This window comes from Prauserella sp. PE36 (assembly GCF_003311655.1).
In the GTDB taxonomy this organism is placed as follows: domain Bacteria; phylum Actinomycetota; class Actinomycetes; order Mycobacteriales; family Pseudonocardiaceae; genus Prauserella_A; species Prauserella_A endophytica.
In genome coordinates this window covers 124,060-148,244 of record NZ_QEQT01000063.1, presented here as the reverse complement: position 1 = coordinate 148,244, position 24,185 = coordinate 124,060, and the positions used below count along the sequence as shown (strand labels likewise).

28 protein-coding genes and 1 tRNA gene are annotated in these 24,185 nt (G+C 69.8%); 18 read left to right on the top strand and 11 right to left on the bottom strand.

The features are described from left to right. Window positions 1–9 precede the first annotated feature (9 nt). Complete coding sequence (locus tag DI005_RS16475; protein WP_112266769.1) at window positions 10–252, bottom strand: hypothetical protein; 243 nt, start codon at window positions 250–252, stop codon at window positions 10–12. A 119-nt stretch (window positions 253–371) separates the two neighbouring features. Here DI005_RS16475 and DI005_RS16470 point away from each other — a divergent pair, with 119 nt between their 5' ends. The 5 genes from DI005_RS16470 to DI005_RS16450 all read left to right on the top strand — a co-directional run bounded on the left by DI005_RS16470 (window position 372) and on the right by DI005_RS16450 (window position 4,468). Continuing rightward, on the top strand, window positions 372–1,154 hold the full coding sequence (locus tag DI005_RS16470) for an ESX secretion-associated protein EspG (RefSeq protein WP_112266146.1): 783 nt from the start codon (window positions 372–374) through the stop codon (window positions 1,152–1,154). A gap of 80 nt (window positions 1,155–1,234) precedes the next feature. Then, window positions 1,235–1,771 (top strand): DUF3558 family protein, encoded by a 537-nt coding sequence (locus tag DI005_RS16465; protein ID WP_158559819.1) that lies wholly within the window; start codon window positions 1,235–1,237, stop codon window positions 1,769–1,771. A gap of 172 nt (window positions 1,772–1,943) precedes the next feature. Continuing rightward, on the top strand, window positions 1,944–2,408 hold the full coding sequence (locus DI005_RS16460; RefSeq protein ID WP_113642719.1) for a hypothetical protein: 465 nt from the start codon (window positions 1,944–1,946) through the stop codon (window positions 2,406–2,408). Window positions 2,409–2,423: 15 nt separating this feature from the next. Further along, complete coding sequence (locus tag DI005_RS16455) at window positions 2,424–2,984, top strand: DUF3558 family protein (RefSeq protein ID WP_158559818.1); 561 nt, start codon at window positions 2,424–2,426, stop codon at window positions 2,982–2,984. A 5-nt stretch (window positions 2,985–2,989) separates the two neighbouring features. Continuing rightward, window positions 2,990–4,468 carry a hypothetical protein gene (locus DI005_RS16450; protein ID WP_113642717.1) on the top strand — a complete coding sequence of 493 codons (1,479 nt, stop codon included), beginning with the start codon at window positions 2,990–2,992 and terminating at the stop codon, window positions 4,466–4,468. 54 nt (window positions 4,469–4,522) lie between these two features. On the opposite strand, the gene DI005_RS16445 is transcribed toward DI005_RS16450, so the two are convergent. The 4 genes from DI005_RS16445 to DI005_RS16430 form a co-directional block, all read right to left on the bottom strand. Next, complete coding sequence (locus DI005_RS16445) at window positions 4,523–5,419, bottom strand: glycosyltransferase (RefSeq protein WP_112266150.1); 897 nt, start codon at window positions 5,417–5,419, stop codon at window positions 4,523–4,525. Window positions 5,420–5,429: 10 nt separating this feature from the next. Beyond that, on the bottom strand, window positions 5,430–6,236 hold the full coding sequence (locus tag DI005_RS16440) for an ABC transporter ATP-binding protein (protein WP_112266152.1): 807 nt from the start codon (window positions 6,234–6,236) through the stop codon (window positions 5,430–5,432). Window positions 6,237–6,244: 8 nt separating this feature from the next. After that, a complete protein-coding gene (locus tag DI005_RS16435; RefSeq protein WP_112266154.1) occupies window positions 6,245–7,135 on the bottom strand; it encodes an ABC transporter permease in 891 nt (296 codons plus the stop codon). 91 nt (window positions 7,136–7,226) lie between these two features. Further along, window positions 7,227–8,015: a class I SAM-dependent methyltransferase gene (locus DI005_RS16430; protein WP_113642716.1), complete on the bottom strand. Its 789-nt coding sequence runs from the start codon at window positions 8,013–8,015 to the stop codon at window positions 7,227–7,229. 97 nt (window positions 8,016–8,112) lie between these two features. Between DI005_RS16430 and DI005_RS16425 the strand changes: the two genes are divergently transcribed. Genes DI005_RS16425 through pseI form a run of 4 tightly spaced genes read left to right on the top strand, consistent with a single transcriptional unit; the run spans window position 8,113 to window position 10,772 of the window. After that, window positions 8,113–8,772 carry a hypothetical protein gene (locus DI005_RS16425; protein ID WP_369973589.1) on the top strand — a complete coding sequence of 220 codons (660 nt, stop codon included), beginning with the start codon at window positions 8,113–8,115 and terminating at the stop codon, window positions 8,770–8,772. A gap of 29 nt (window positions 8,773–8,801) precedes the next feature. Beyond that, a complete protein-coding gene (locus tag DI005_RS16420; RefSeq protein ID WP_112266156.1) occupies window positions 8,802–9,245 on the top strand; it encodes a hypothetical protein in 444 nt (147 codons plus the stop codon). Then, window positions 9,235–9,714: a GNAT family N-acetyltransferase gene (locus tag DI005_RS16415; protein ID WP_113642715.1), complete on the top strand. Its 480-nt coding sequence runs from the start codon at window positions 9,235–9,237 to the stop codon at window positions 9,712–9,714. Before DI005_RS16420 ends, DI005_RS16415 begins: the two co-directional genes overlap by 11 nt. A gap of 2 nt (window positions 9,715–9,716) precedes the next feature. Further along, entirely contained in the window at window positions 9,717–10,772 is a 1,056-nt protein-coding gene (pseI, locus tag DI005_RS16410) for a pseudaminic acid synthase (RefSeq protein WP_112266160.1), read from the top strand. A gap of 17 nt (window positions 10,773–10,789) precedes the next feature. Here the strand turns inward: pseI and DI005_RS16405 are convergent, their stop codons facing one another. Together DI005_RS16405 and pseB are read right to left on the bottom strand one after the other, a co-directional pair. Further along, complete coding sequence (locus DI005_RS16405) at window positions 10,790–11,929, bottom strand: DegT/DnrJ/EryC1/StrS aminotransferase family protein (protein WP_113642714.1); 1,140 nt, start codon at window positions 11,927–11,929, stop codon at window positions 10,790–10,792. Then, complete coding sequence (gene pseB, locus DI005_RS16400; RefSeq protein WP_113642713.1) at window positions 11,922–12,905, bottom strand: UDP-N-acetylglucosamine 4,6-dehydratase (inverting); 984 nt, start codon at window positions 12,903–12,905, stop codon at window positions 11,922–11,924. The genes DI005_RS16405 and pseB overlap by 8 nt, the downstream gene beginning before the upstream one ends. A 50-nt stretch (window positions 12,906–12,955) precedes the next feature. On the opposite strand from pseB, the gene DI005_RS16395 reads away from it, so the two are divergent. The 3 genes from DI005_RS16395 to DI005_RS16385 are packed head-to-tail and all read left to right on the top strand — an operon-like array spanning window position 12,956 to window position 16,205. After that, complete coding sequence (locus DI005_RS16395) at window positions 12,956–13,690, top strand: cytidylyltransferase domain-containing protein (RefSeq protein ID WP_199542853.1); 735 nt, start codon at window positions 12,956–12,958, stop codon at window positions 13,688–13,690. Next, complete coding sequence (locus DI005_RS16390; protein ID WP_113642712.1) at window positions 13,687–14,706, top strand: spore coat protein; 1,020 nt, start codon at window positions 13,687–13,689, stop codon at window positions 14,704–14,706. Before DI005_RS16395 ends, DI005_RS16390 begins: the two co-directional genes overlap by 4 nt. After that, window positions 14,703–16,205: a hypothetical protein gene (locus DI005_RS16385; protein WP_113642711.1), complete on the top strand. Its 1,503-nt coding sequence runs from the start codon at window positions 14,703–14,705 to the stop codon at window positions 16,203–16,205. The genes DI005_RS16390 and DI005_RS16385 overlap by 4 nt, the downstream gene beginning before the upstream one ends. Before the next feature lie 84 nt (window positions 16,206–16,289). Here the strand turns inward: DI005_RS16385 and DI005_RS16380 are convergent, their stop codons facing one another. Continuing rightward, a complete protein-coding gene (locus DI005_RS16380; protein ID WP_170200497.1) occupies window positions 16,290–16,859 on the bottom strand; it encodes a bacterial proteasome activator family protein in 570 nt (189 codons plus the stop codon). A gap of 143 nt (window positions 16,860–17,002) precedes the next feature. On the opposite strand from DI005_RS16380, the gene DI005_RS16375 reads away from it, so the two are divergent. After that, a complete protein-coding gene (locus DI005_RS16375; protein ID WP_112266174.1) occupies window positions 17,003–18,202 on the top strand; it encodes a cysteine desulfurase-like protein in 1,200 nt (399 codons plus the stop codon). On the opposite strand, the gene DI005_RS16370 is transcribed toward DI005_RS16375, so the two are convergent. Beyond that, window positions 18,199–19,176 (bottom strand): NAD(P)H-quinone oxidoreductase, encoded by a 978-nt coding sequence (locus DI005_RS16370; protein WP_113642710.1) that lies wholly within the window; start codon window positions 19,174–19,176, stop codon window positions 18,199–18,201. The genes DI005_RS16375 and DI005_RS16370 overlap by 4 nt on opposite strands. 109 nt (window positions 19,177–19,285) lie before the next feature. On the opposite strand from DI005_RS16370, the gene DI005_RS16365 reads away from it, so the two are divergent. The 3 genes from DI005_RS16365 (at window position 19,286) to DI005_RS16355 (ending at window position 21,917) form a co-directional block, all read left to right on the top strand. Continuing rightward, window positions 19,286–20,809, top strand: a complete 1,524-nt coding sequence (locus DI005_RS16365; protein WP_113642709.1) for a M28 family metallopeptidase — start codon at window positions 19,286–19,288, stop codon at window positions 20,807–20,809. 526 nt (window positions 20,810–21,335) lie between these two features. Next, on the top strand, window positions 21,336–21,812 hold the full coding sequence (locus DI005_RS16360; protein ID WP_112266180.1) for a MarR family winged helix-turn-helix transcriptional regulator: 477 nt from the start codon (window positions 21,336–21,338) through the stop codon (window positions 21,810–21,812). Between the two features lie 20 nt (window positions 21,813–21,832). After that, window positions 21,833–21,917, top strand: a tRNA-Ser gene (locus DI005_RS16355). Between the two features lie 253 nt (window positions 21,918–22,170). Here DI005_RS16355 and DI005_RS16350 read toward each other — a convergent pair. After that, the gene (locus tag DI005_RS16350) at window positions 22,171–22,761 is read right to left on the bottom strand and encodes an ImmA/IrrE family metallo-endopeptidase (protein ID WP_112266182.1); all 591 of its coding nucleotides are present in this window, start codon (window positions 22,759–22,761) and stop codon (window positions 22,171–22,173) included. 2 nt (window positions 22,762–22,763) lie between these two features. Beyond that, window positions 22,764–23,135: a helix-turn-helix domain-containing protein gene (locus DI005_RS16345; protein WP_112266184.1), complete on the bottom strand. Its 372-nt coding sequence runs from the start codon at window positions 23,133–23,135 to the stop codon at window positions 22,764–22,766. Between the two features lie 116 nt (window positions 23,136–23,251). Between DI005_RS16345 and DI005_RS16340 the strand changes: the two genes are divergently transcribed. Further along, window positions 23,252–23,488 carry a DUF2188 domain-containing protein gene (locus DI005_RS16340; RefSeq protein ID WP_199542850.1) on the top strand — a complete coding sequence of 79 codons (237 nt, stop codon included), beginning with the start codon at window positions 23,252–23,254 and terminating at the stop codon, window positions 23,486–23,488. Between the two features lie 75 nt (window positions 23,489–23,563). After that, on the top strand, window positions 23,564–24,160 hold the full coding sequence (locus DI005_RS16335) for a hypothetical protein (protein WP_113642708.1): 597 nt from the start codon (window positions 23,564–23,566) through the stop codon (window positions 24,158–24,160). Window positions 24,161–24,185: the final 25 nt, after the last annotated feature.

Sequence of the window (24,185 nt, the reverse complement as noted above, 5' to 3'; positions counted from 1 at the left end):
GCCTGTTCCTCAGTGCAGGCCGAAGACCTTCCCCTTGCGCTGCAGGTCGTCGATGTAGGCGACCGCGACGTGAGCGAAGTTCACCTGCATGTTCACGTCCTCCCTGGTGCGGATGGTCTGGACCGATCCGTGGTCGAGGTACAGGTAGAGCTGCTTCGTGAGCTCGGCGACGTCGTCGGGATGCACGGAGAACAGCAGCGGTTCGCCACCGCTGACCAGGTGCAGGACCAGCGTGGGTTTCTCATCGGCCATGCGGTCCACAACAGCAGCCCGTGATCGCCCCGGCAAGATTGGTTCGCTGACAGCGGAGCCTTCGAGGCTGCTGATAACGTGCGTTCCCAGCAAACGAGGAAATTCGGGGGAGCTGGGAAATGGCGCATTCGTTCTCGCTGTCGCTCGTGGCGGTCGACATGCTGCTGGAGCACCTCAAGCTGGGCAAGGCGCCGTTCCCGTTCCAGATCCCTCACATGGGCACCACCCACACGCAGCGAGCCCAGGTCAGGGAGGCGGTCTTCCGTGACCTGGAGAACCGTGACCTGTTCAGCCGTGGTCGGCTCGACGCCGACGCGCAGCTCGCGCTGGAGACTTTCGTGAAGGCTCCGCTGGCGGTCGCGGCGGCCGCGCAGCTGAAGAAGGACGACAAGCTGTTCGCGAGAGCGGCCTCGGACGGCCAGTTCGCGGTGGTCGCGAGACAGGACGGCAACCTGCTGGTGTTCGAGGAGGTCAGGCCTACGAACTTCGTCTCGGCGATCGTCGACCTCCTGCCCCTGACGCCCGCGGCCGGAGGCCAGTCGGTGACGGTCGCGAAGCCGGCTCCGCGTCGCAGGCCCCGCCACGGAGCGCCCGACGAGGGCGGCTACGACCCGTTCGCGGGCGTGGCCCCGCCGCGTTCGCACTCGGCGTCGCAGGAGCGTGCGGTGGCGAGGCTGTTCGAGAAGCCGAAGGAAGGAATCGGCCAGTTCGCGGCGTTCGTGCGCGGCCGGGACGGCAAGGAGGTAAGCCTCGGTCCGATCGCGTGGTTCGACACCGAGGACGGCCGGTACTTCTGCACCCAGCGGGAGGCGGAGGACGGCCAGCAGTGGCTGACCTACGCGCCCGGCGACAACGCCCGCATCGCGCAGCAGCTGTATGCCCAGCTAGAGGGCTATCTGTAGCCGAAGTGGAACCGGACGTGGCCACCTGATCGATGGGAACTTCAGTGATCCGCCCACTCACCATGTTTGCGTTCGGAGCTGTGCTGGTTCTGCTCACCGCATGCTCGAGCAGCGAACCCGGCTCGGCGGAACTCATAAGCGATACGTCCGCGAACCAGCCGCAGGGCCCGGGCTCGCCGTCCATGTCTAACCAAGACGCTGACGGTACGACGACGTCCTCGCTCGAGCCGTGCACGCTGCTGACCAAGGACGACATCTCGTCCTTTGCGACGTTCGAGGACCCCGAGGAGACTGCGATGGGCGGCGCGCGCGGCTGCGACTTCTACCCGGTGCGGACCGACGCCAGCGATCTACCCTCGATCGGCGTGGCCGTCCGCGACAGACAGTCCGTGGACAACGCCAATGACGAGGGCTTGGGGACGAGCACCGGTGAGCTGAATGGCCGACAAGTCACGCAGGTGCCCACTCGCGGAGGCTGCATCATCGCCATGGCTGTCGGCGACCGCTCCCGAGTCGACGTGACTGTGACTGGTCTTGATACGCAAGTGTCCTGCGATGTCGCTGGCCAAGTGGCTGAGATCATCGAACCGAGACTGCCTGCTGCGTCGACGACCTGATCAGCGGGCGATGTATGCCCAGGTAGGGGCCTATCTGTAGCAGGAGTGGAACCGGACGTGGCCGCGGCCACGTCATACCGCGGTCGTGGAGAGGATTCTGTGAACGCCCGTCGCGGTGGGTGGTCGACTTGTAAACTGCCGTCGGACGACACAGCGAGGATGTGGGGTAACGATGCCGATCGCATGGGATTCCGGGGAGGCGCCGGACACCAGCGCGTGGGGCGCCGCCATCGGCAAGGCGGGGTCCGTGATCGACAGTAAGGCAATCGAAACCACGAAGGCAGAGACGCAAAAGCTGGTCGAAGCCGCCAGCACCGGTGGTTTCCGGATCAGCGAGGAAGGCGTCAAGCCGTTGCGGGCAGCGTTGTCCAATATGCAGACGCGTCTCGACGAGCTCTCATCGAACACCGTCCGTCGCCTGGGGCAGGCTCCGAAGCTGGGTAGCCACGAGTACGGACAGACTGTGGCAGCGCATGACCAAAAGGGTGGCGCCAACGAGCTCGGATCGGCGTCCATCGTGCTCGACCAGCTGGCGCAGGTCTTGAGTGATGCCGACACGGCCCTCGCTCGGGCTGCGGGAATCTACAAGGAGAACGAGGCCACGACGGCCGACGGGATGAACGTGGGCCAGGCCTGAACCATGCCGAATTCCATGACGCGAGCGATGTTCGTGATCTTGCCGGTGGTTGCTCTAGCCTTGTCCGCTGGCTGTTCGCAAAACGAACCGGGCTCCGCCCTGACATCCGATACGCCAGCCAGCACCCAGCACAGTGGTGCGAGCAATGCGCCGACGTCAGCTCCCAGCAACGCGTCCACCGCGTCCATCGAGCCTTGCTCGTTGTTGTCGTTCGCTGACGTCTCTTCCTTCGGCACGTTCAAGGAACGGCCGGAGGAGGACGAAGGTCTTGGCGCACGGAGTTGCACCTACTACCCGGAGCGCACCGACGCCGCTCGGCTTCCCACCGTCGGTGTCGACGTGCGTGATGACCAGGATGTTGACAGTGTCAACGATGAAGGGTTGGGCATCAACACCGGCGAGCTCAACGGTCGGAACCTAGCCCAGGTACCGGCTCACGGAGGCTGCATCATCGCGCTCGGTGTGGGGGCCGGCTCGCGCGTTGACGTCGCCGTTACCGGTCTCGACACGGATGCGTCCTGTGATCTCGTCGGTCGGGTGGCCGAGATTGTCGAACCAAAACTGCCTGAGGGGTAAGCACCATGACCAGTGCGCGCACGCTCACGGACGAGGAGATCTACCAGCTATCGCCCTCGCAGCGCGAGGAGTACTTCCGCCAGCGCGCCGAGGCCGGGGTCGAGGACGGGGGCATCGCCGGTTGGATCAACCGGATGGTGGCGCAGGGCAAGGCCGGTATGGAGGCGCAGGAGGCCGGGAACCAGCGAGTCCAAGAGTTGTCCTCCGGTGACGTGCAGTACGTCGAGGGCCTGCAGCCATCGGGCGCCAATTACCAGGGCCACGACCACGGTGCGATGTCGAGTTACGTGGCGAACGGTCTGGACCCCCAGGACGTCGTGGAAATCTCCGATGCGTACCACGAGTTGCACACCGCGTTCTCCGAGTTCGCCACTCAGCTGAAGGAGGCCGTCGGCAAGTCTCAGCACGAGTGGGAAGGTGCGGCAGCCGATCAGGCGCACGGGTACTTCCAGAGCCTCAGCACCTGGGCCGATGGGAACTCCCAGAACGCTCAGCTGGCCTCCGAGGTCATGTACCAGCAGTCCGAGGCGGCGACCACCGCCAAGAACAGCATGCCCGAAGAGGTTCCCTTCAACTGGGAAACCGAGATGCAGCGCTGGGGCAGTAACCCGTTCAACATCGTCTCCAACATGAACGAGACGTTCGAGACGTACCAGCGCAGCCAGGAGGCCCATTCCGAGGCCGCGCGGGTGATGACCCAGTACGACAACGATCTCTACACGGCCGCCTCGAAGCAGCCCGTGTTCGCCGAGCCGCCGAAGTTCGGCACTGGCAACGGCGAGGGCACCGGTCTCAAGCCGCCGGGCACCGGCATCAGCATGCCCGGCAACGGGGGGACCGACGCGTCCGGTTACAGCGGCGGCTCGATTCCCGGTGGGAGCACCGTCCCCGGCGGGAGTGGGGGTGGCAGCTACGGCGGTGGCGGTTCCGGTCCCGGCGGTCCCGGCGGGGGTTACTCGTCGCCGGCGCCGTTGCCCGGCAGCTACACCGGTAGCACGCCCGGCACCGCTCCATCCGGCTACCGGCCGCCCACCACGAGCAGGCCGAGGGTGCCCACCGGGAACGGCAACAGCAACTTCAACAGCATGGGTCCCATGCCGATGGGTCCCATGGGCGGTGGCGGAAGCTACGGCGCGGGCGGGTCCGACTACGCCAGCAAGCTGGGGCGCGGCGGGGCCGGTGGTTTCGGTCCCGGTGGCAGCGCCGGTGCCGGTGGGGCTCCGGGCGCGGGTGCGGCCTCCGGTGCCGCGTCCGGCCCAGCCAAGCCCGGCATGGGCCCCATGGGCGGCGGTGCGGCGGCGCCCGGCGCCGCCGCGGCGGCAGGCCGGGGCGGTATGGGTGCCGCGGGCATGGGCGCAGGATCCGGCCGTGGCCAGGGCAGCGAGGATGCCGAGCACCAGCGGCCCACCTACCTCGTCGAGGGCGACCCCGACGAGGTGTTCGGCACCGACCAGCGCACGGCGCCGCCCGTCATCGGCGAATAAGCGCGGCAGAAGGGGCCCCGAGCCCGAAGCTCGGAGCCCCTTCTCGGGAGAGGGTCAGTAGCGGAAGAAGCGTTCCCTGCGGCCCTGACGGACCAGGCGTAGCCACTGCGCGAACGCCTTCGGGTCCCGCTTCACGCCCACGAAGTACAGGCCGAAGCGCAGCACTTCCAGAGCGCCGATCTTGCGCATCCCCGGCTGCGACAGCAGGTAGCCCCTGTTGCGGTAGGTGTAGTACCGCTTGACGTCGTTCTCCGGGTCCTGCGCGTGGAACCGGCCGCCCAGCATCGGCTTGAACTCGTCCGAGCCGTTCGGATGCAGGTAGGCCGTGCGCAGCGACGTGCCGAACGGCAGGCCCGAGCGGACGAGCCTGCGGTGCAGCTCCACCTCGTCGCCGCGGAAGAACAGCCGCAGGTCGGGCACGCCCGTGACCTCCAGCGTCGACGCGCGGAACAGCGCCCCGTTCATGAGCGAGGCGATGCCCGGCAGGAAGTCGGTGCCCAGCTCGGCCGACGAGCGCTTCCACGTCAGCCCCCTGCGCAGGGGGAACGCGAGCCGTTCCGGGGCGTCGATGTTGACCACCATCGGCGAGACCTCGGCGAGGTCGCGCTGCCGGGCCTCGTCGAGCAGCACCTGCAGCACGTGCTCGTCGGCGGGCCTTCCGTCGTCGTCGGCGAGCCACACCCAGTCGGCGCCCAGCGCCAGCGCATGCAGCATCCCGAGCGCGAACCCGCCCGCGCCGCCCAGGTTGCGGTGGGACGGCAGGTAGGTGGCGGGCAGCGAGTACGCCTCGACCACGTCGCGCGCGGGCACGTCGGGGCCGTTGTCGACCACGATGAGGTGGTCCACGGGCCGCGTCTGTGCCTCGATCACCTTCAGTGATTCGGCCAGCAGCTCCCGCCGGTGGCGGGTGACCACCACGGCGACGACGGCGCCCTCCGGCAACGGCTCCATGGCTGCCACCTCAGTCGCCGCTCAGCGCCGGTGCGCCTTCGAGCCGGTCGAGTGTCTCCTGGCTGACGTTGTGGAAGGGATCCCTGCCCTTGTACGCGGTGAGGACCTCGCGCAGCGGGCCCTGCATCTTCATCCGGCCCTCGTCCATCCAGATGGCCGAGGTGCACAACTCCAGCAGCAGGTCGTCCTGGTGAGACGCGAACACCAGCAGGCCGGAGCGCTTGACCAGGTCGACGAGCCGGTCGCGCGCCTTGTTCAAGAACGCCGCGTCCACCGCGCCGATGCCCTCGTCGAGCAGCAGGATCTCGGGGTCGATCGACGTCACCACGCCCAGCGCGAGCCGCACCCGCATGCCGGTCGAGTACGTGCGCAGCGGCATCGAGAGGTAGTCGCCGAGCTCGGTGAAGTCCGCGATGTCGTCGACGCGCTTCTCCATCTGCTTGCGAGTCATGCCCAGGTACAGGCCACGGATCATGATGTTCTCGTAGCCAGAGATCTCCTGGTCCATGCCGACGCCGAGGTCGAAGACCGGCGCCACGCGCCCGTTGACGCGCGCGGAGCCGCGCGTGGGCTCGTAGATGCCGGAGAGCAGGCGCAGCAGGGTCGACTTGCCCGCACCGTTGTGGCCGACCAGGCCGATGCGGTCGCCGCTCTTGACCGACAGGGTGATGTCGTGCAGCGCCTCGATGATGGGCACCTTGCTGTCGGTGCCGATCTTGCCGCCGACCTTGCCCAGCACACGCTTCTTCAGCGAGCGGGTCTTCGCGTCGAAGATCGGGAAGTCGACCGACGCGTTCCAGACGTCAATGCTGATCATCTTTGTCGTCACACCCAATACGAGACGCGAGCACGGTAGTTGCGCATCACCAACAGCGCCAGGGCCCAGCCGACGATCGTGAAGGCGCCGACCACGACCCAGTGGTGCCAGCTCTGCTCGTTGCCGATCAGCGGCGCGCGCACGAGCTGGATGAAGTGGTACAGCGGGTTCAGCTCGGCGACGAGGTCCCGCCAGCCGACGCTCTCCCCGAACTTGTCCTTGAGGATGTCGGTGGACCAGACGATCGGCGTCATGAAGAACAGCAGGTTGATCAGGCTCGAGACGACCTGCGGGATGTCGCGGAACCGTGTGGAAGCGATGCCGAACAGCAGCACGACCCAGCCCGCGTTGATCGCCACCAGAACGAAGGCCGGGATGGCGAGCAGCACGCTCCAGCTCAGGCCCGGCTGGGGGACACCGCCCTCGGTGATCGAGTAGCCCGACGTGGTCACCGGGCCCCAGAAGATCGCGATCACGATCACGTAGATGACCATGTTGTGGGCGAGCATGATGCTCTGCCGCCACACCGTGCGCAGCACGTACACCGACAGCGGAGCGGGCAGATGCTTGATCAGCCCCTCGTTCGCGATGAACGTGTCCGTGCCCTCCGTCAGGCACCCCAGAATGAAGTACCAGACGATGAAGCCGGCCGTGATGTAGGGCAGGAACGTCCCGATCTCGGCGTCGAACAGTTGCGAGTACAGCAGGCCGAGACCGAGCGCGGTGATGCCCATGCTCAGGGTGATCCACAGTGGCCCGAGCACCGAGCGGCGGTACCGCTGCTTGATGTCCTGCCAGGCGAGGTGGCCCCACAGCTCGCGCTGCCGGGCGCCGTCCCTGAGGTCGGCGAACGCGCGGCGGAAGGTTCGGCTGTCCGAAGCGGGTGGTGCCGAAGTCATCGTGGGCGTTTCCGTGGGGTCAACGGTGCTTGTGGCGTGCACGAGATACGAGGGTACTGGCGACGGATGAAGGCGATCGCGCGCGTCCGCCTCAACCCGTGAGCCGCACCACGACCTGGCAGTCTTCGTAGGAGTACGCCTCGTACGAGAACTGCACACCTGTGCGCTCGGCGTATTCCCGCCACGCCCGGTACTCGTGGTCCTGCCAGCCGGGGTAGTTGAAGAACTCGTCGAACGCGATCACGGATCCCGCCCGCAACCGGGGTCCGACGAGGTCGAGCACGGTCTTCGCGGAGCTGTAGAGGTCGCTGTCCACGTGCACGAAGTCGACCGGCTGCCCGTGCTGCTCCAGGAAGGCGGGCAGCGTGTCGGCGAAGAGACCGACCACCAGTTCCGCGCCCGGTACGTCCGGTAGGTCCGTCCTCGCGAACGCGCCCGCGGGCATCCCGGCCAGCCACGGCTCGGGCAGGCCCTCGAACGAGTCGAAGCCGTACACCTTGCCGCCGCCGCGGGCCTCCGCGATGTGCCGGAGGGTGTTGCCGGAGGCGACGCCGAACTCCAGCGCGAGGCCGCCCTCGGGGGCCAGCGAGAGCGCGTAGCGCAGCGTCTCCCACGGCTTGCGGAAGTGCCGTGCGCCGATCAGGTGCTGGCGGGCGAAGCGGTGGCTCTCGGCCGCGGCCTCGCGGTCGCCCGCGTACACGATGTCGCGCCGGCTTCGGACCTCGAACTCGACGACCCGGTCGAGCAGGCGCGCCGTGTCCCGCCGCAGCTCGGTGACCTCCCGCTCGAGTCGTTCCAGCTTGCGCAGCTGTGGGGCCTGCGCAGCCTCGACGGCGCGAACGAGTTTCGCGCGCAGTGCGTGCCGGAGGTTTCGGCGCATCACCGGATCATAGGCGCAGGACTGCGCCGTTCGGAGCACTCGGTAGCTGTGTGTGTACGCGTTGCGCACTGCCGGTGTGCTGATAGCTTGCGTTCACATGGATAGCGACGTCCGGGCGCCGAACCTCCTGAGGAGCCTGCTCGAGGCGTACGCCGACCGCCCCGATCCGCGCTCGGTCGCCGTCGTGGGCAACCAGCCGCTCGCCCCGGACGAGCGGCGGGCCAAGGCCATCGATTCGTGCGACCTCGTCTTCCGGGTCAACGGCTTCGTGTGCGACGAGCCGGGCGGGCGGCCCACCGTCGGCCACCGGACGCACGTCGTGGTGTTCAACCGGGCCCTGCGGGCCACGAAGTGGGTGTTCGACGACTACCCCTCGCGGCTGTACCTGCTGGTGGAGCCGGGCAGGCTGCACTGGGAGCCCGAGGACATCCCGCAGTGGTGGCCCGCCGATCTCGGCTTCGTCCCCGTGTCCAACCGCGACGTGACGCTGCCGCTGTCGGAGGCACTCGACCTGCCGACGCAGGCTGAGGGCACGTGGGCCACCACGGGCACGATGGCGGCGTGGATCGCGCGGACGTCCTTCCCCGACGCGGAGCTGGTGCTCACCGGCTTCTCGTTCATCGACGACCCACACCAGACGTCCTGGGAGCACGCGGCGGGAGATTCGTGCATCGTGGGACCGGAGCACCAGATCGCCGCCGAGGGCAGGCTGCTGGAGTCCTGGACCAGGACGGGCAACACCAAGTTCCTCCGCTGACCACCGAGAACCCCAAAGGAAAACATGCAGTGAACCCAGTGAACCCGTTGAGAGCGCTTCGTCAGGGCGCCGCCGCGAGGCTCGCCAGGCTCGTCGACTTCCGCATCGACGACCGTATGCGCGGGCACGTCGAGCGCATCGAGCGGCACGCCGGGCGGCTCGCCGAGCAGGAGCGGCGGGTCGCCGACCTGGCGGCGGAGCTCGACCGGGTCCGCGGCGACCTGCGCTGGACGACCGGCGAGGTGGAGCGCCTGATCCCGCACGTCGCCGCGCAGGAGGCCCGGCTGGAGGACCTGCGCGCCAAGATCGCACTCACTCCGCCCGCCGACAAGGCGGAGCTGGCCGAGGCGCGCTCGCTGGTCGAGGAGGTGCAGCGCCAGCACGCCCAGGTGCGCGTGCGGCTCACGGGGATCGCGCGGTACGAGGAGCGGCTGCGCAAGCTGGAGGACCGTGCGGGCGCCAGTGGACACTGAGGCGCGGCTATCCGTCCGAGAGGCAGGCGTTCGCGACGCCGAGCTGCTGCTGAGCTGGCGCAACGACCCGGAGACGCGGCGCTGGTCGCGCGCCAGCGAAGTCGTCCCGCTCGCCGACCACGTGTGCTGGCTCGAGAGCGTGCTGGCCTCGGCGGACCGGCTGCTGTTCGTCGCCGAGGCGGACGGGCCCGTGGGCACGGTGCGGTTCGACCTGGTGTCCGACGCCCCCGAGGGCACGTGGGAGGTCAGCATCACCGTCGCCCCCGAGTGCCGCGGAAGGGGCCTCGCCGGAGCCATACTGGCGGCGGGCGAGTGCGAGCTGCGCAGGCGGCAATCCGCGCGGTGCGTGCTCGCGAGCGTCCACGAGGACAACTCGGCGTCCGTGGCCCTCTTCCGCAAGGCCGGCTACACCGGCACCGAGACGGCCGGGCCGTTCCGGGTGCTCACCAAACCACTGGAGAATGCCTAGCCATGGCTGCCACGTCCGTCGTCATCGGTAAGCACGACATCGGGCCCGAGCACGCGCCGTTCGTGATCGCGGAGGTGTCCGGCAACCACAACGGCGACCTCGACCGCGCGCTCGCGATCGTCGACGCGGTGGCCGAGTCCGGGGCGCAGGCAGTGAAGCTGCAGACCTATCGGCCCGACACGATCACGATCGACGTGGACGGTCCCGCGTTCCGGCTCAGCGAAGGCCACGAGCTGTGGGGCGGGCAGAACCTGTACCGCCTCTACGAGCAGGCGCACACGCCGTGGGAGTGGCACGAGCCGCTGTTCCGCCGCGCCCGTGAGCGCGGCCTGGAGGTGTTCTCCAGCCCGTTCGACCCGACCGCGGTGGAGCTGCTGGAGTCGCTCGACGCGCCCGCGTACAAGATCGCGTCGTCGGAGATCGTCGACCTGCCGCTGATCGAACTGTGCGCGCGGACCGGCAAGCCGCTGGTGATCTCCACCGGCATGGCCACGGTCGCCGAGATCGACGCCGCGGTGCGCACCGCGCGCGAGGCGGGCAACGACCAGCTGATCGTGCTCGGCTGCACGGCCAGCTACCCGGCCGCGCCGGAGGAGAGCAACCTGCGCGGCCTGCCGTTGCTGGCCCAGGTGACGGGTGCCCTGGTCGGTCTGTCGGACCACACGCCGGGCCTCGGTGCCCCGGTGGCAGCCGTGGCGCTGGGAGCGTGCGCGATCGAGAAGCACGTCACCCTCTCTCGAGGCGACGGCGGCGTCGACTCGGCGTTCTCGCTCGAGCCCGCGGAGCTCGCGGCGCTGGTCACCGAGACGCGGCGGGCGTGGCAGGCGTTGGGCGAACCGGTGCTGGGGCCCAAGGAGAGCGAGCGCGAGGGCCTGCGGCTGCGCCGGTCGCTGTACGTCGTCGAGGACGTGCGGGCGGGCGATCCGGTGACCGAGCGGAACGTGCGCTCGATCCGGCCGGCGGGTGGGCTGCCTCCCGGTGACATCGCGAAGGTGCTCGGCCGGACGTTCCGCGTCGACGCGGTGAAGGGCACGCCCCTGAGCTGGGACCTGATCTAGGCCGTGCCTGACGCGGCCTAAGCCCCGAAGAACGACCGCACCGACGTGATCACCCGGTCTGCATCGGACTCGGTCAGGTCAGGGAACAGCGGCAGGGACAGCTGTTCGGAGTAGAACCGCTCGGCGTTCGGGCACAGGCCGCGGCGGTAGCCGAGGTCCTCGAACACGGGGTGCCAGTACACGGGGATGTAGTTCACCTGCACGCCGATGCCGAGCCCACGCAGGTGGTCGAACAGCGCCCGGCGCCGTCCGTCGAGCACGCGCAGCGGGTACAGGTGCCACATCGGGTCCGCGCCCGCCCTCGTCACCGGGGTCCGCACGCCGTCGAGGTCGGCGAACGCCTTGTCGTAGCGCGTGTGGATCGCCGCGCGGCGCCGCTTGAACTCCGCGAGCCGTCGCAGCTGGCTGCTGCCCAGCGCGCACAGCACGTCCGGCAGCCGGTAGTTGAGCCCGAAGGCGTGCACCTCCTGGTGCCAGCCGCCCTCGTCGGGATACCGCTGGGCGGCCCGGTCCCGAACGAGGCCGTGGTTGCGGAACGCCCTCGCCCGCTCCAGCAGCCGCTCTGACGCGCTCACCACGGCACCGCCCTCGGCCGTGGTGAGGTTCTTGGTGGCGAAGAACGAGAACGTCGTCAGGTCGGCGAGCGAGCCGACCGGCCTGCCGCGCCACGAGCCGCCGATCGAGTGCGCGGCGTCCTCCAGCAGCAGCGCGCCCGCCGAGTCGGCGACGGTTCGCAGCTCGTCCAGCTCCGCGGGGTGGCCCGCGTAGTCGACGGCGGCGACCACCTTCGTGCGGCTCGTCAACGCCGCGCGGGCCGCGTGCGGGTCGAGGTTGCCGGTGTCGGGCTCGACGTCGGCGAACACCACCTTCGCGCCGTGCAGCGCCGCGGCCGACGCCGTCGCGACGAACGTCATCGGGCTGGCCACCACCTCGTCGCCGGGCCCGAGACCCGCTGCCGCGTAGGCCACGTGCAGTGCCGCCGTGCCCGAGGTGACCGCCACCGCGGGGGTTCCGCCCGTCTGCTCCGCGAGGTCGGCCTCGAACCGCTGCACCGCGGGACCCGTGGTCAGCCAGTCGCCGCGCAGCACCTCGGCGACGGCCGCGAGGTCGTCGTCGCCGATCGACTGGCGCCCGTAGGGCAGGAACGGCTCACTCATGTTCGGCGATCAGCTCCTGCAGCTGGCCGGTGTCGAGCCAGAGGTCGTTGGTGTCGGAGCGGTAGGCGAAGCCGTCCGGCACCGGCACGCCACCCTCCGGCGGCTCGTAGCCCCAGCCCGCGATGTGCGGCTGCACCACATAGCGGTCCTCCAGCAGCAGTGTCCGCCGCGAGTCGTCCGGCGCGATCATCTCCTCGTGCAGCTTCTCGCCGGGCCGGACGCCGACCTCGTGCATCGCGCTGCCGGGGGCGATCGCCTGCGCGAGGTCGACGAGCCGCATGCTGGGAATCCTCGGGACGTACAGCTCGCCGCCGTGCATCTGGTCGAAGGAGTCCACCACGAAGCGCACCGCCTGCGGCAGCGTGATCCAGAAGCGCGTCATCTCCTTGTGCGTGATCGGCAGCGACTCGCCGCGCTCGGCGAGCGAGCGGAAGAAGGGGATGACGCTGCCGCGCGAACCCATCACGTTGCCGTAGCGGACCACGGCGAAACGGGTGGGGTGGGTGGCGGCGTAGTGGTTGGCGCTGATGAACATCCGGTCGGCGCACAGCTTGGTGGCGCCGTAGAGGTTGATCGGGCTCGACGCCTTGTCGGTGGAGAGCGCCACGACCTTGCGCACGCCGGTGTCGATGGCGGCCTCGATGACGTTCTGCGAGCCCATCACGTTGGTCTGGACGAACTCGAAGGGGTTGTACTCGCCGGTGTCGACCTGCTTGAGCGCGGCGGCGTGCACCACGTAGTCCACGCCGTGCATGGCGCGTTCGAGCCTGCGGCGGTCGCGGACGTCGCCGATGAACCAGCGCAGGCGGGGGTCGTCGCCGAACTGCCTGCGCACCTCGTACTGCTTCAGCTCGTCGCGGGAGAGCACGACCAGCCTGCGCGGGTTGAGCTCGGCGAGCGCGTGGGTGATGAAGGCCTTTCCGAACGAGCCCGTACCTCCGGTGAGCAGGATGCTCGCACCGTCGAGCTCGGCCATGGGGTTACCTCCGCGTTGCAGGCGTATGGACTCCGGCCATCATGTCACCCATGCGCGAGCCGACCGTCGTGAACGTCGTCATCCAGGCGAGGGCGTCGTCGACGCGGTTGCCGGGCAAGGTGCTGCGTTCGCTGGGTGGTCGCAGCGTGCTCGGCTGGGTGGTGCGGGCTGCGTCGGCGACGCCGGGGGTCGACACGGTGGTGGTGGCCACCTCGGACGCGCCCGACGACGACTCGGTGGCCGACGAGGCGGCGCGGTGTGGTGCCGAGGTGGTGCGCGGCCCGCTCGACGACGTGCTCGCCCGGTTTCTGCTCGCGTGCGAGCGGTACCCGGCCGACGCGGTCGTGCGGCTCACGGCGGACTGCCCCCTGCACGACCCGGCGCTGATCGCGCAGCTCGTGGCGTTGTGGCGGGCACAGCCGGAGCTGGACTACGTGAGCAACGTACTGGTGCGCACGCTGCCGCGTGGGTTCGACGCCGAGCTGGTGCGCGTGCCGGTGCTCACCGAGCAGGCGGAGGAACCGAAGGGGCCACACCGCGAGCACGTCACGTCGGGTGTGCACGGGCGGCCGGAGCGTTATGCGTGCGCCGGTATCGTCGTGTCGCCGCCCGCCGGCGACCTTCGGGTCACGCTCGACACCGAGCAGGACTGGACGGTGCTGGAGGGCGTGGTCGCGGAGCTGGGTGACCGCGTCCCGGCGTGGCGGGAGGTCGTGGACGTGCTGCGGCGGCGTCCGGACCTGGTGGCGGTGAACGCGGACGTGGAGCAGAAGGCGGTGCGGTGAGGATCCTGCTGCGAGCGGACTCGTCGCGACAGATCGGGGCCGGGCACATCTCGCGCATGGTCGCGCTCGCCGAGCAGGCCACGCCGCGCGGCTGGACGGTCGCCTTCGCCGGGCACACGGACAACGCCGACTTCCTCGCGGCGCGCTTCGCCGAACTGGGCGTTCCGGTGCTCGGGCCCGAGACGCGCGCGGACGGCTACGACGCGGTGGTGGTGGACCACTACGGCATCGGCGAGGTGCGGGCCGAGGTGAACGCCGCCGGTGCGCGGCTGGTGTCCTTCGAGGACGGCGTGTTCGGCAGGCGGGCGGCGGACGTGGTGGTGGACTGCGGGCTGGCGCCCCAGCCGCGCCCCGACGACGGCTCCGGCTCGGTGCTCACCGGCGTCGGCTACGCCCCGCTGCGGCAGGTGGTGCTCGAGGCGAGGGACAAACGGAGAGCGAGGGAGCTTTACTCCCGCGAAACGGGAGTAAAGCTCCCTCGCTCCCACGACGGGGGCGACGCGAAAGCTCCACACGTGCTGGTGGTGCTCGGTGGGGGCGGGGTCTGGCAGGAGACCGTCGCCGCGCTGCTGGAGGCCCTGCGCGCCACCGGCAGGCCGTGCACCGTCGAGGCCCTCGTGCGCGGCGAGCCCACTCTCCCCGAACCCGGACCCGGCCAACGCTTCGTCGTGTCGCCACCCGGCCCGAGCCTGCACGGCAAGCTCGTCGACACCGATCTCGTCGTCAGCGCCTCCGGTGTGACCCTCCTCGAACTGTGCTGCGTCGGCGTGCCGACCGCGCTCGTCCAGCTCGTCGACAACCAGGCCGCCGGCTACCGCGCCGCCGTCGACGGGGGCCTCGCCGCGGGACTCGGCAACGCCGCCGCGCTCGACAGCCCCACCACTGCCACCGCGACCCTCGCCACGCTGCTGGCCGAGCCCGCCGCGCGCGAGCGCCTCGCCGCCACGGCCTCGGCCGCCGTCGACGGCCACGGCGCCGCGCGCGTGCTCGACGCGCTCGAAGGAGCCGTGCGATGAGCAAGGCAGCCAGGTCGGGCCTGTTGCTGGGGCTCGCCGTCCTGTTCGCGTTCGGCACGTGGCTGGCGTGGGCGTTCGTGATCGACGACGCGTTCATCACCTTCCGCTACAGCAAGCACCTCGCCGAGGGGTTCGGTCCCGTCTGGAACGTCGGCGGCGACGCCGTCGAAGGCTTCACCAACTTCGCCTGGATGCTGTGGCACGGGCTGTTCGCGTCGTTCGGCGCCGACCTGCTGACCGTCGCGAAGGTGACGTCGCTGGTGTTCGGCGGCGTGACGCTCGTGCTGCTCGTGCGCGCCACCGACGGCGTGGGAGCCGTCGTCGCGGGCACCGCGTTCGTGCTCTTCCTGCCCACCTACTTCCACCTCAACAGCGGGCTCGAAACGGTCGCCTTCGCCGCCGTGCTGCTGCGGCTGGTGATCGTCGCGCTGCACGTGATCGACGAGGACCGGGTCTTCGACTGGGAGCCGCCACTGCTGCTCCTGCTGCTCGCGATGCTGCGGCCAGAGGGCCTGCTCGCCGGACTGCCCGCGTTCGCCGTGTGGTTCTGGTACTCCCGCCGGATCCCCACGGCGCGCTGGGGGCTCGGCGCGCTGGTGGTCGTCGGCGCCGGGTACTTCCTGTGGCGCTGGATCTACTACGGGCAGCTGCTGCCGAACACCTTCTACGTCAAGTTCGGCGACGTCGCCGCGGGCTCGGACTGGGCCGGACGGACGGCGCTCGCCCTCGCCCCGCTGCTCGTGCTCACGCTCGCCCTGCTCGTCGTCAAGGGGCTGTGGTTCAAGGGCCTGCTGCTCAGCCTCACGGTGGCGGCCACGTACGCGCCGTACGCGATGTCCGGCCTCACGATGGACTACCTGCACCGCTTCGCCTACCACGCCTTCCCGGTGCTGTGCCTCGGCGCCGGCATCGCTGTCGCCGCGATCGGTCACCGCCTGGCGAGCGCAGCGGTGGGCGCGGTCGCCGTCGGGTGGGTCGCCGTCACCGGTGCCACCGCGCAGGGCCTTCCGACGATCGCCAACTACGGCGTTGACCTCCAGCGCGCCCACGTCGCGATCGGGCAGGGCCTCGCCGAGTCGGGTGTGCCCGAGGAGGCGCGCACCCTGGCCGTCAGCGACGCAGGCGCGATCCCTTACTACAGCGACTGGCGGTCGATCGACTACATCGGACTCAACGACGAGGCGATCGCCCACGGCGCAGATCCGACGACGGTGGTGAGCAAGGCCCGGCCGACGGTCGTCGTCGTGACGTCGTACCGGCAGGAGCTCCCTGACGAGATGTACGGCCTCGATGTGCCCGCCGCGACCGCGGGTTACCAGCTGGTGGCCCGTATCCAGATGCGCGAGGACTACTGGCAGAACGTCTTCGTCCTGCCGCAGTGGGCGCCCCAGGTGAGTACCGCCGTCACCGCGAGCACCGATGCGGCACGGCTGACCTACGACCCAGGGCGCTACGAGCTGACCATCGACCGGTGGCTCGGCCGGCTCAGCGGCCGCTGAACCCAACCGCAGTGAAGGCCACCATCACTGCGTTCAACGCAGTGATGGTGGCCTTCACTGCGGACGTCGGGCTCGGCGCACCGCTCAGAGGTACTGGCCGGGGTTGCCGATCGACGGGCCCTGCTCTCCGCCACCCGTGCCGGGCGGGAGCCCGCGCCGCATGTGCTCCAGCTGCACGCGCGCGGCCATCTGCTGGGCGAACAGCGCCGTCTGGATGCCGTGGAAGAGGCCTTCCAGCCAGCCGACGAGCTGGGCCTGCGCGATCCGCAACTCCGCGTCCGAGGGCGTGGTGTCGTCCGTGAACGGCGCGACCAGCCGCTCCAGCTCGTTCTGCAGCTCCGGCGCGAGCGCCTGCTCCAGCTCCTTGATCGAGGTCTGGTGGATCTCGCGCAGCCGGTTGCGGGAGGCGTCGTCGAGCGGTGCCGCGCGCACCTCCTCCAGCAGCTGCTTGATCATGGTCCCGATCCGCATGACCTTGGCCGGTTCCTCGACCATGTCGCCGACGGACTCGTTCTTGTTGTCCCCCTCAGCGCCGGGACCGATCCGTGCCGCACCCACCGGAGCGCCATCCGGGCCCACGACCACCACGTGGTGTGATTGTTCCCCTTCTTGGCTACCGGCCGTGTGTGAATTCGGGAAATTCGGCTCCGTCATATGCTCCATCCTGGCTCATTTCGGAAGTACTTCACAGCGCTTCGACACACCCCACATCCGAGCGTAGCCGGAACCGTCGCTGACCGTGTTCACCAGGGCAACCCCGAACGCGCAGCGAAACTACGGCTCCGTACGGTGTGCTCATGGCGTTTGACGTCGCTCGGATACGTGGGTTGTTTCCCGCACTGGGTGACGGCTGGATCCACTTCGACGGTTCCACCGGAATGCTCGTTCCAGAACAGGTCGCCTCGGCGGTGTCGACGGCGATGCGGGCTCCGGTTTCGGGGCCGGGCGGAGCATTTCCGGCCTCCCAGCGCGCGGAGAGCATCGTCGCGGCCGCGCGCCGTGCGGTCGCCGATCTCGTCGGCGCCGACCCCGACGGCGTCGTGCTCGGCCCGAGTGCCTCGGTGCTGCTGAGCCGCCTCGTCGACTCGCTGTCCGAACGCTGGACGCTCGGCGACGAGGTCGTGGTGTCGCGGTTGGACGAGCCGGCGAACATCGCGCCGTGGCTGCGTTCCGCCAAGCGGATCGGCGGGGCCGTCCGCTGGGGCGAGATCGACATCGAAACGTGCGAGCTGCCGGCCTGGCAGTACGAGAACCTCGTCAACGCGCGCACCAAGGCGGTGTCGCTGACCTGTGCGTCGGGCTCCGTCGGCACGCGGCCCGACGTGCCGACGGTCGTGGAGATCGCCAAGCGCGTCGGCGCGCTGGTGGTCGTCGACGCCACCTACGCGGCGCCGTTCCTGCCGCTCGACGTGAACTCGCTCGGCGCCGACGTGGTGGTGTTGTCGGCGCAGACGTGGGGCGGCCCCGCCGTCGGTGCGCTCGTGTTCCGCGACCCGGAGCTGCTGGAGCGCCTGCCGTCGGTGTCGCTCGATCCGAGTGCGCGCCGCGCGGCGCGACTGGAGCTCGGCCCGCATGCCTACCCGCTGCTCGCGGGCCTGATCGCCTCGATCGACTACCTCGCCGGGCTCGACGACGCGGCCTCGGGCTCCCGCCGCGAACGGCTGCTGACCTCGCTCGGTTCGGCCAAGTCGTACCACGCCGGGCTGCTCGCCCAGCTGTCCACCGAGTTGCGCTCGCTGCGGCACGTGATGGTGATCGGCGACGCCATGCGGCGGATCCCGGCGCTCGCGTTCGCCGTCGCCGAGCGCAAGGCCGCCGAGGTCGCGGAGTACCTGGCGTCGCAGGGGCTGTGCGCGTTCGCCGACGAGGGTACGAGCGGAGTGTTCGCGGCACTGGGCGTGGGCGAGGTCGGCGGCGCGGTCCGCATCGCCCTCGCCCACTACTCCAACGTCTTCGAGATCAACCAGCTGGTGCGTGTGCTCGAAGAGCTCGCCTAGGACTTCGCGGTCAGCACGACCTTGCCGAAGACGCCGCCCTCTTCGAGCGCTCGATGCCCGTTCGCGGCCTCGGCCATCGGGATGACCTGGTCGATCACGGGTCGCACGGAGCCGTTCTCGATCAGCGGCCACAGTCGCTCGCGGACGTCGGCGACGATCCGGCCCTTGTCCTCGACCGGCCGGGCGCGCAGCGTGGTCACCGCGACGCTGCCGCGCTTGGCGCCGAGCTTGCCGAGGTTCAGCTCGCCCTTCACCCCGCCCTGGAAACCGATCACGACGAGGCGACCGTTGGTGGCGAGCGCGTCGACGTTGCGGCCGAGGTACTTGGCGCCCATGTTGTCGAGGATGACGTCGGCGCCCCCGGTCTCCTTCTTGAGCTCCTCGACGAAGTCCTGCTCGCGGTAGTTGATCGTGAGGTCGGCGCCGAGCTGACGGCAGCGCTCCAGCCGCTCCGCCGAGCCCGCCGTGACGGCGACAGTCGCGCCGAGCGCCTTTCCGACCTGGATCGCGTGGGTGCCGATGCCGCCCGCGCCGCCGTGGCAGAGCAGCACGTCGCCCTCGCCGAGGCCCGCGTGCATGACGACGTTGGACCACACGGTGCAGGCCACCTCGGGCAGCCCCGCCGCCGAGATCAGCTCGACCTCGCCGGGCACCGGCAGCAGCTGCACGGCCGGGACGACGACCTTCTCGGCGTAGCCGCCACCGGCGAGCAGCGCACACACCTCGTCGCCGACCTGCCAGCCCTCGACGCCCTCGCCCAGCTCGGCGACGGTGCCGGAGCACTCGAGGCCCAGCACGTCGCTCGCGCCGGGCGGTGGCGGGTAGTGGCCCTGCCGCTGCAACAGGTCCGCCCGGTTGACCGCGCTCGCGGCCACGTCGATCAGCACCTCACCGGCGCCGGGGGACGGGTCGGGCACTTCGGTCCACTGGAGGTTCTCCGGACCACCTGGCTCGCTGATCGTGATCGCGTGCATACGGGGACCCTACGTCACACCGCAACCCGGCCTTTCCTACGAATGGCGCTTGACCTTACGTGCAGGAGACACGAAAGTGACGCTCCTCAGTCACGAAGGGGACGTGTCTATGTCATCCAGCAGAGGGAAGCTCAGACCTGCCATCGTGCTCGCGGCCTGTGCCGGGCTCGTGCTCACCGGCTCCGCCACCTCGGTCGCCGCGCCGGACGCGGGCGACCGGCTCGCCGACACGCTCGCGAAGAAGGTCGACGTCGGCAACATCAACCGGCACCTGATCGCGCTGCAGCGGATCTCCGACGCCAACGGCGGCAACCGCGCGGCGAGCAACCCCGGCTACGACGCCTCCGCGGAGTACGTCGCGGGCAAACTCGAAGCCGCGGGCTACACCGTGACCCGCCAGGAGTTCCCGTTCACGTACACCGAGACGCTGGCCGAAAGCCTGGTGGTGGGCGGCACCGACGTGCCGATCATCATCATGAGCTACAGCCCGTCCACGCCCGAGGGCGGCATCACCGGCCCGCTCGCGGTGATCGAGTCCGACGACACCCCCGGCTGCGAGGCCACCGACTACGGCGACGTCACCGGCCAGATCGTGCTCGTGGAGCGCGGATCGTGCCCGTTCGCGCAGAAGCAGGCCGCCGCCGCCGACGCGGGCGCGATCGGCGCGATCGTCTACAACAACGAGCCAGGCCCCCTCAACGGCACGCTCGGCGACCCGAGCGCGGGACGCGTCCCGACCGGCGGCATCAGCCAGGAGGACGCGCAGCCGCTGCTCTCGCAGAACGGCGCCGAGACCACGCTGGAGCTGCGTGCCTTCGAGGAGGAGCGCACGAGCTACAACGTCATCGCCGAGACCAAGACCGGCCGTAAGGACAACGTCGTGATGGCGGGCGCCCACCTCGACAGCGTCACCGAAGGCGCCGGCATCAACGACAACGGCACCGGTTCGGCCGCGCTGCTGGAGACGGCGCTGCAGCTGGGCGGCAAGCCCAAGGTCAACAACGCGGTGCGGTTCGCGTGGTGGAGCGCCGAGGAGTTCGGGCTCGTCGGCTCCACGTACTACGTCAACTCCCTGTCGTTCGAGCAGCAGCTCGACATCGCGCTGTACCTGAACTTCGACATGGTCGGCTCGCCGAACGCGGGCTACTTCGCCTACGACGGCGACGACTCCGACGGCGAGGGAGAGGGCGCGGGCCCGTACGGCTCCGCGCAGATCGAGCAGTCGTTCATCGACGCGCTCGCCACCAGGGGTATCGAGCCGGAGGGCACCGATTTCAACGGCCGCTCCGACTACGGCGAGTTCATCGCGGTGGGCATCCCGGCGGGTGGCCTGTTCACCGGCGCCGAGGGCGTGAAGACCGAGGAGCAGGCCGCGAAGTGGGGCGGTGAGGCCGGAGTCGCCTACGACCCGTGCTACCACCAGGCCTGCGACAACCTTGGCAACGTCGACCGCCTGGCGCTCGACCGCAACGCGGACGCGATCGCTCGCGTGGCAGCCAAGTACGCGATCAGCACCGAGGAGATCAACGGGGTGACGCCGAAGGGCGCGAAGAACAAGGCGAAGCTCGCCGACCAGCGGTCGGCGCAGCGGACCCTCGCGGCCGAGGCGCACACGCACGGCGCGGCCGCGTAGCGGTTGAGCCCGACCGGGCCCCTCGGCAGGTGGGAGGGGCCCGGTCGTGGGCACAAAAAATGCCTGGGTGCGGTTGGTCTGCTGCCACCGCACCCAGGTCTACCGAGGTTGTCCAGTTGTCTTGCGGTCGACCGCGACGCGGGCCGGCGTGGAACGCTGTGGTGCGGTCACAGAAACCGTACCGAAGCAGTGCTCGAGAACGCCGTCTGCGCGAGAAGACGCTTGAACACCCGGGCTGCTCACAATCGCGGCTGGGCCGGTTCAAGCCGCCCCACCCGTGGGGACACAGCGGGCGGACAACCGCAGGAAATCATTTGTCACAGCACCACCTGGCCCTTTCCCGGCGGGGTCGTCCAGCTGGTGCTCCGGTGTGGAGTCCAATCTGCCGGTCCGACTCCTCCGTACCCCTCAGCATCCCCCTTCCGTCCCGAGGTCACAACCGCTGGGAGTTTCCACCATCCGGTGATTCCACCACCATGCCAACGCGGTGGGAGTGTTGTCGGGGCCAGGACCTACTCTCCGTAGCATGACCCAGGTTCCCGGCGAGGTGCGCTGGCTATCGGATACGGAGATGGCCGCGTGGCGGTCCTACATCGTGTCGACGCTGCGACTGCGGCAGTGCCTCCACCGCGAGCTCGTCGAGAGCCACGACGTCTCGCTGATCGACTACGAGGTGCTCGTGTGCCTTTCGCAGGCGCCGGAGAACCGGATGCGCATGACGGAGTTGGCCACCATGCTCGGGTCGACCAAGAGCCGGCTGTCCCACCAGGTCGGGCGCATGGAGCTCGCGGGCTACGTCCGCAGGGGCAAGGACCCAGGGGACCGGCGCGGGGTCACGGCCGAGCTGACGAAGGCGGGCGAGGAGCTGCTGGAAAGCGCCGCGCCGACCCACGTGCGGGGCGTCCGTGCGCACCTGATCGATCTGATGAGCACCGAGGAGCAGGTGACGATGGGGAAGGTCTTCAACCGCGTGCTCACACACCTGACGGAGCAGGACGACTGACGCGTTAGGCTGAGCGACGGGGAAGCGTGGCAGAGCGGCCGAATGCACTCGCCTTGAAAGCGAGCGACCCGCAAGGGTCCGGGGGTTCAAATCCCTCCGCTTCCGCACCTGTGACCAGGGCAGACCGCCCGGAGTGGCACTCGCGCCACGTTTTGACGGTTTGCCCTGGTCTCATTTCTGGTCTGATCAGCCGCGATCGACGGGTCCTCCGGGTGGTCCTTGCCCTCCGCTTGCTCCCACAGGTGGCCTCCGACCTGGTCGCCGTGCGCGACGAGTGGTGGCCCGACGGCCCGGTGCTGGACCCGCTGAGCGCCCGCAGTGCGTCGTCGGCGCGGTGGGCCGCAAGCCGCGGTTCCGCTCAGCAGACGTTCGCCGGAACCGGTTCCCGCCATTTCGCCTTGGTGCACCGGGCGATCCGCCTCGCCGCCGTGGTGTTGAGCCGCCAGCGCGCCATGCTGCGGCTGATCCGGAAGTACCGCGCCACCGACGTGTCGGTCCAGCCGCGGAACGCCGCCGTACGGGCGGCGTCGCAGGGCAGCAGCAGCTCGCCGGAAAGCTCGGCCGCTTCCAGTTCGAGGTCCGATGAGGATGACCGGCACCGTTCGCCGTCGTTGAGCAGGACGCCGAAGTCGTGTTCCAGCAACACGTGCGCCATCTCGTGGGCGATCGTGGAGCGGCGGCGATTGGTTTCGTGCACGTGGTTCTCGATGATCACCGCGCCCCTGCCGACGGACACGAGCGCCCCGGAGAACGACGCCGCGGCGGGGCCGGTGAAGTGGCGTACCGCGTCGCGGGGCAGAGACGGGTGGCTCAGGTCGTGCACCTCGATCCCGTACAGCTCGGCGAGTGCGTACGGATCGAGCGGGGCGAAGACACCGATGCCCATCTCCTCGCGGACCTCGAGTGCCAGTCGCTTCGCTTCTGCCTTGAAACCGCGCCGTAGGGCCACGCTCATCTCTCCTGACGGTCCACTTTGATCCTCCGCATGGTCGCTCCGACGATCTCCAGCAGGTAGTCCTTGTCGGCCTGCGACAGGTCGTCCCTCGCCCGCAGCAGCAGGGCGAGCTGGGTCTCGAGTGCGGGTTCCTCCCGGGTGCGCTCCTGTCCGTCCGGCCACACCATGAACACCTCGGCAGGCGAGCCGAGCCACTGCACGAGCGCGATGAACCCGTCCAGGTCCGGCCGGTGTCCGTTGCCCATCCGGCTGAGCAGTGAAGGGCTGACCCCGGCCTCGTCGGCGAGCTGGCGCCACGACATCCCGCGTGAGCCTCGCTGCGCGTCCAGCGCGTCGTAGAGCCGACGCGCGTCCATCCGGCCTTCCATACCGCCGCCCTCCGTGAGTCGTCGTTTTCACTATCACAGGGGTGTGTCAATTCTGCCATTCGTCGCGATACTGCTACGTTGTTTCAGTAGAGAAACGCCCGGCGAAGGGAGCGATCATGACGAGGAAGCTGTTCCAGGTGCGGTTCCGGTTCTCCCCGGATTCGCTGACCTGGCTCGTGGTCCACGAGCAACTGGTGCTCTCCCGGCACTGCCGCAAGCGCGACGCCGTCACCGAGGCCGCGCGCGTGGCGAGGGCGAACCCGCCCAGCGCGCTGGTGATCGAACGGATGGACGGAACCGTCGAGCGCGAGCGAAGATACGGGGTACGCACCGGAGTTGACGCCACGCTGTAGCGCTCCGGCTCGTCTCGGCGACAGACAATGTGCAGACCGCGTTCAGACCCTCACCCTTCGCGAACGGAGGGCCCCATGAGCAGCGTGAGCCCGCCGCCGTCCCGAACCCACCGCGTGCCGATCGCAGTGGCCGGTGCGGTGGCGCTGCTCGTGGTCGTCGGCGTCGCCCTGCTGGCCGCCAGGACGGAACCGAGACCGGAGATGGCGCCGGGCCGCGCCGGGGTGCCTCCGCTCGCCACTCCCGCCACGGCTCCCACCTCGGTCGGGTCCTCGGCGCTGGGGCCGGCGTCCGCCGTGGTCGGTCCCCGGTCGGCTGCCCCGTCGGGAGCGGACGCGAGGCCTCCGGAGATCGCGGGCCAGTCGGCCGAGGGCGGCGGCCTCACCGTGCGGGGATGTGCGGGAGACGTCACCACCATCGAGGCCACGGTGGCCGACGTCAGCGGCGTGCGGTCGGTGACGCTCAGCTGGAGCATGCCGGACGGGGAGCACGGAACGACGCGGATGGCCAGGGGCCGCGGTGGGTCGTGGTCGGCGCGGCTCGGCCCGTTCTCGCGGCCGGGCGAGGTTGTGTGGCAGGTCGTCGCCACCGACACGGCGGGCAACACCGCCACGGGCGCGCCCGCGCGGCTGATCGTCGAGGGGTGTCCATCACCCGCGACGACCCTCAGCTGAGTCACGGCCGGGCCGCACAACGTAC

What these genes read in the sequence shown, in the direction of transcription:
- DI005_RS16460 (WP_113642719.1), top strand. Translation starts at nt 1,944, where the DNA reads ATGCCGATCGCATGGGATTCCGGGGAGGCGCCGGACACCAGCGCGTGG.
- DI005_RS16430 (WP_113642716.1), bottom strand. Translation starts at nt 8,015, where the DNA reads ATGCGCCGAAACCTCCGGCACGCACTGCGCGCGAAACTCGTTCGCGCC.
- DI005_RS16345 (WP_112266184.1), bottom strand. Translation starts at nt 23,135, where the DNA reads ATGGAAGGCCGGATGGACGCGCGTCGGCTCTACGACGCGCTGGACGCG.
- pseI (WP_112266160.1), top strand. Translation starts at nt 9,717, where the DNA reads ATGGCTGCCACGTCCGTCGTCATCGGTAAGCACGACATCGGGCCCGAG.
- DI005_RS16425 (WP_369973589.1), top strand. Translation starts at nt 8,113, where the DNA reads ATGGATAGCGACGTCCGGGCGCCGAACCTCCTGAGGAGCCTGCTCGAG.
- DI005_RS16365 (WP_113642709.1), top strand. Translation starts at nt 19,286, where the DNA reads ATGTCATCCAGCAGAGGGAAGCTCAGACCTGCCATCGTGCTCGCGGCC.
- DI005_RS16450 (WP_113642717.1), top strand. Translation starts at nt 2,990, where the DNA reads ATGACCAGTGCGCGCACGCTCACGGACGAGGAGATCTACCAGCTATCG.
- DI005_RS16380 (WP_170200497.1), bottom strand. Translation starts at nt 16,859, where the DNA reads ATGACGGAGCCGAATTTCCCGAATTCACACACGGCCGGTAGCCAAGAA.
- DI005_RS16340 (WP_199542850.1), top strand. Translation starts at nt 23,252, where the DNA reads ATGACGAGGAAGCTGTTCCAGGTGCGGTTCCGGTTCTCCCCGGATTCG.
- DI005_RS16335 (WP_113642708.1), top strand. Translation starts at nt 23,564, where the DNA reads ATGAGCAGCGTGAGCCCGCCGCCGTCCCGAACCCACCGCGTGCCGATC.
- DI005_RS16470 (WP_112266146.1), top strand. Translation starts at nt 372, where the DNA reads ATGGCGCATTCGTTCTCGCTGTCGCTCGTGGCGGTCGACATGCTGCTG.
- pseB (WP_113642713.1), bottom strand. Translation starts at nt 12,905, where the DNA reads ATGGCCGAGCTCGACGGTGCGAGCATCCTGCTCACCGGAGGTACGGGC.
- DI005_RS16440 (WP_112266152.1), bottom strand. Translation starts at nt 6,236, where the DNA reads ATGATCAGCATTGACGTCTGGAACGCGTCGGTCGACTTCCCGATCTTC.
- DI005_RS16405 (WP_113642714.1), bottom strand. Translation starts at nt 11,929, where the DNA reads ATGAGTGAGCCGTTCCTGCCCTACGGGCGCCAGTCGATCGGCGACGAC.
- DI005_RS16455 (WP_158559818.1), top strand. Translation starts at nt 2,424, where the DNA reads ATGACGCGAGCGATGTTCGTGATCTTGCCGGTGGTTGCTCTAGCCTTG.
- DI005_RS16395 (WP_199542853.1), top strand. Translation starts at nt 12,956, where the DNA reads ATGCGCGAGCCGACCGTCGTGAACGTCGTCATCCAGGCGAGGGCGTCG.
- DI005_RS16375 (WP_112266174.1), top strand. Translation starts at nt 17,003, where the DNA reads ATGGCGTTTGACGTCGCTCGGATACGTGGGTTGTTTCCCGCACTGGGT.
- DI005_RS16475 (WP_112266769.1), bottom strand. Translation starts at nt 252, where the DNA reads ATGGCCGATGAGAAACCCACGCTGGTCCTGCACCTGGTCAGCGGTGGC.
- DI005_RS16360 (WP_112266180.1), top strand. Translation starts at nt 21,336, where the DNA reads ATGACCCAGGTTCCCGGCGAGGTGCGCTGGCTATCGGATACGGAGATG.
- DI005_RS16435 (WP_112266154.1), bottom strand. Translation starts at nt 7,135, where the DNA reads ATGACTTCGGCACCACCCGCTTCGGACAGCCGAACCTTCCGCCGCGCG.
- DI005_RS16370 (WP_113642710.1), bottom strand. Translation starts at nt 19,176, where the DNA reads ATGCACGCGATCACGATCAGCGAGCCAGGTGGTCCGGAGAACCTCCAG.
- DI005_RS16385 (WP_113642711.1), top strand. Translation starts at nt 14,703, where the DNA reads ATGAGCAAGGCAGCCAGGTCGGGCCTGTTGCTGGGGCTCGCCGTCCTG.
- DI005_RS16445 (WP_112266150.1), bottom strand. Translation starts at nt 5,419, where the DNA reads ATGGAGCCGTTGCCGGAGGGCGCCGTCGTCGCCGTGGTGGTCACCCGC.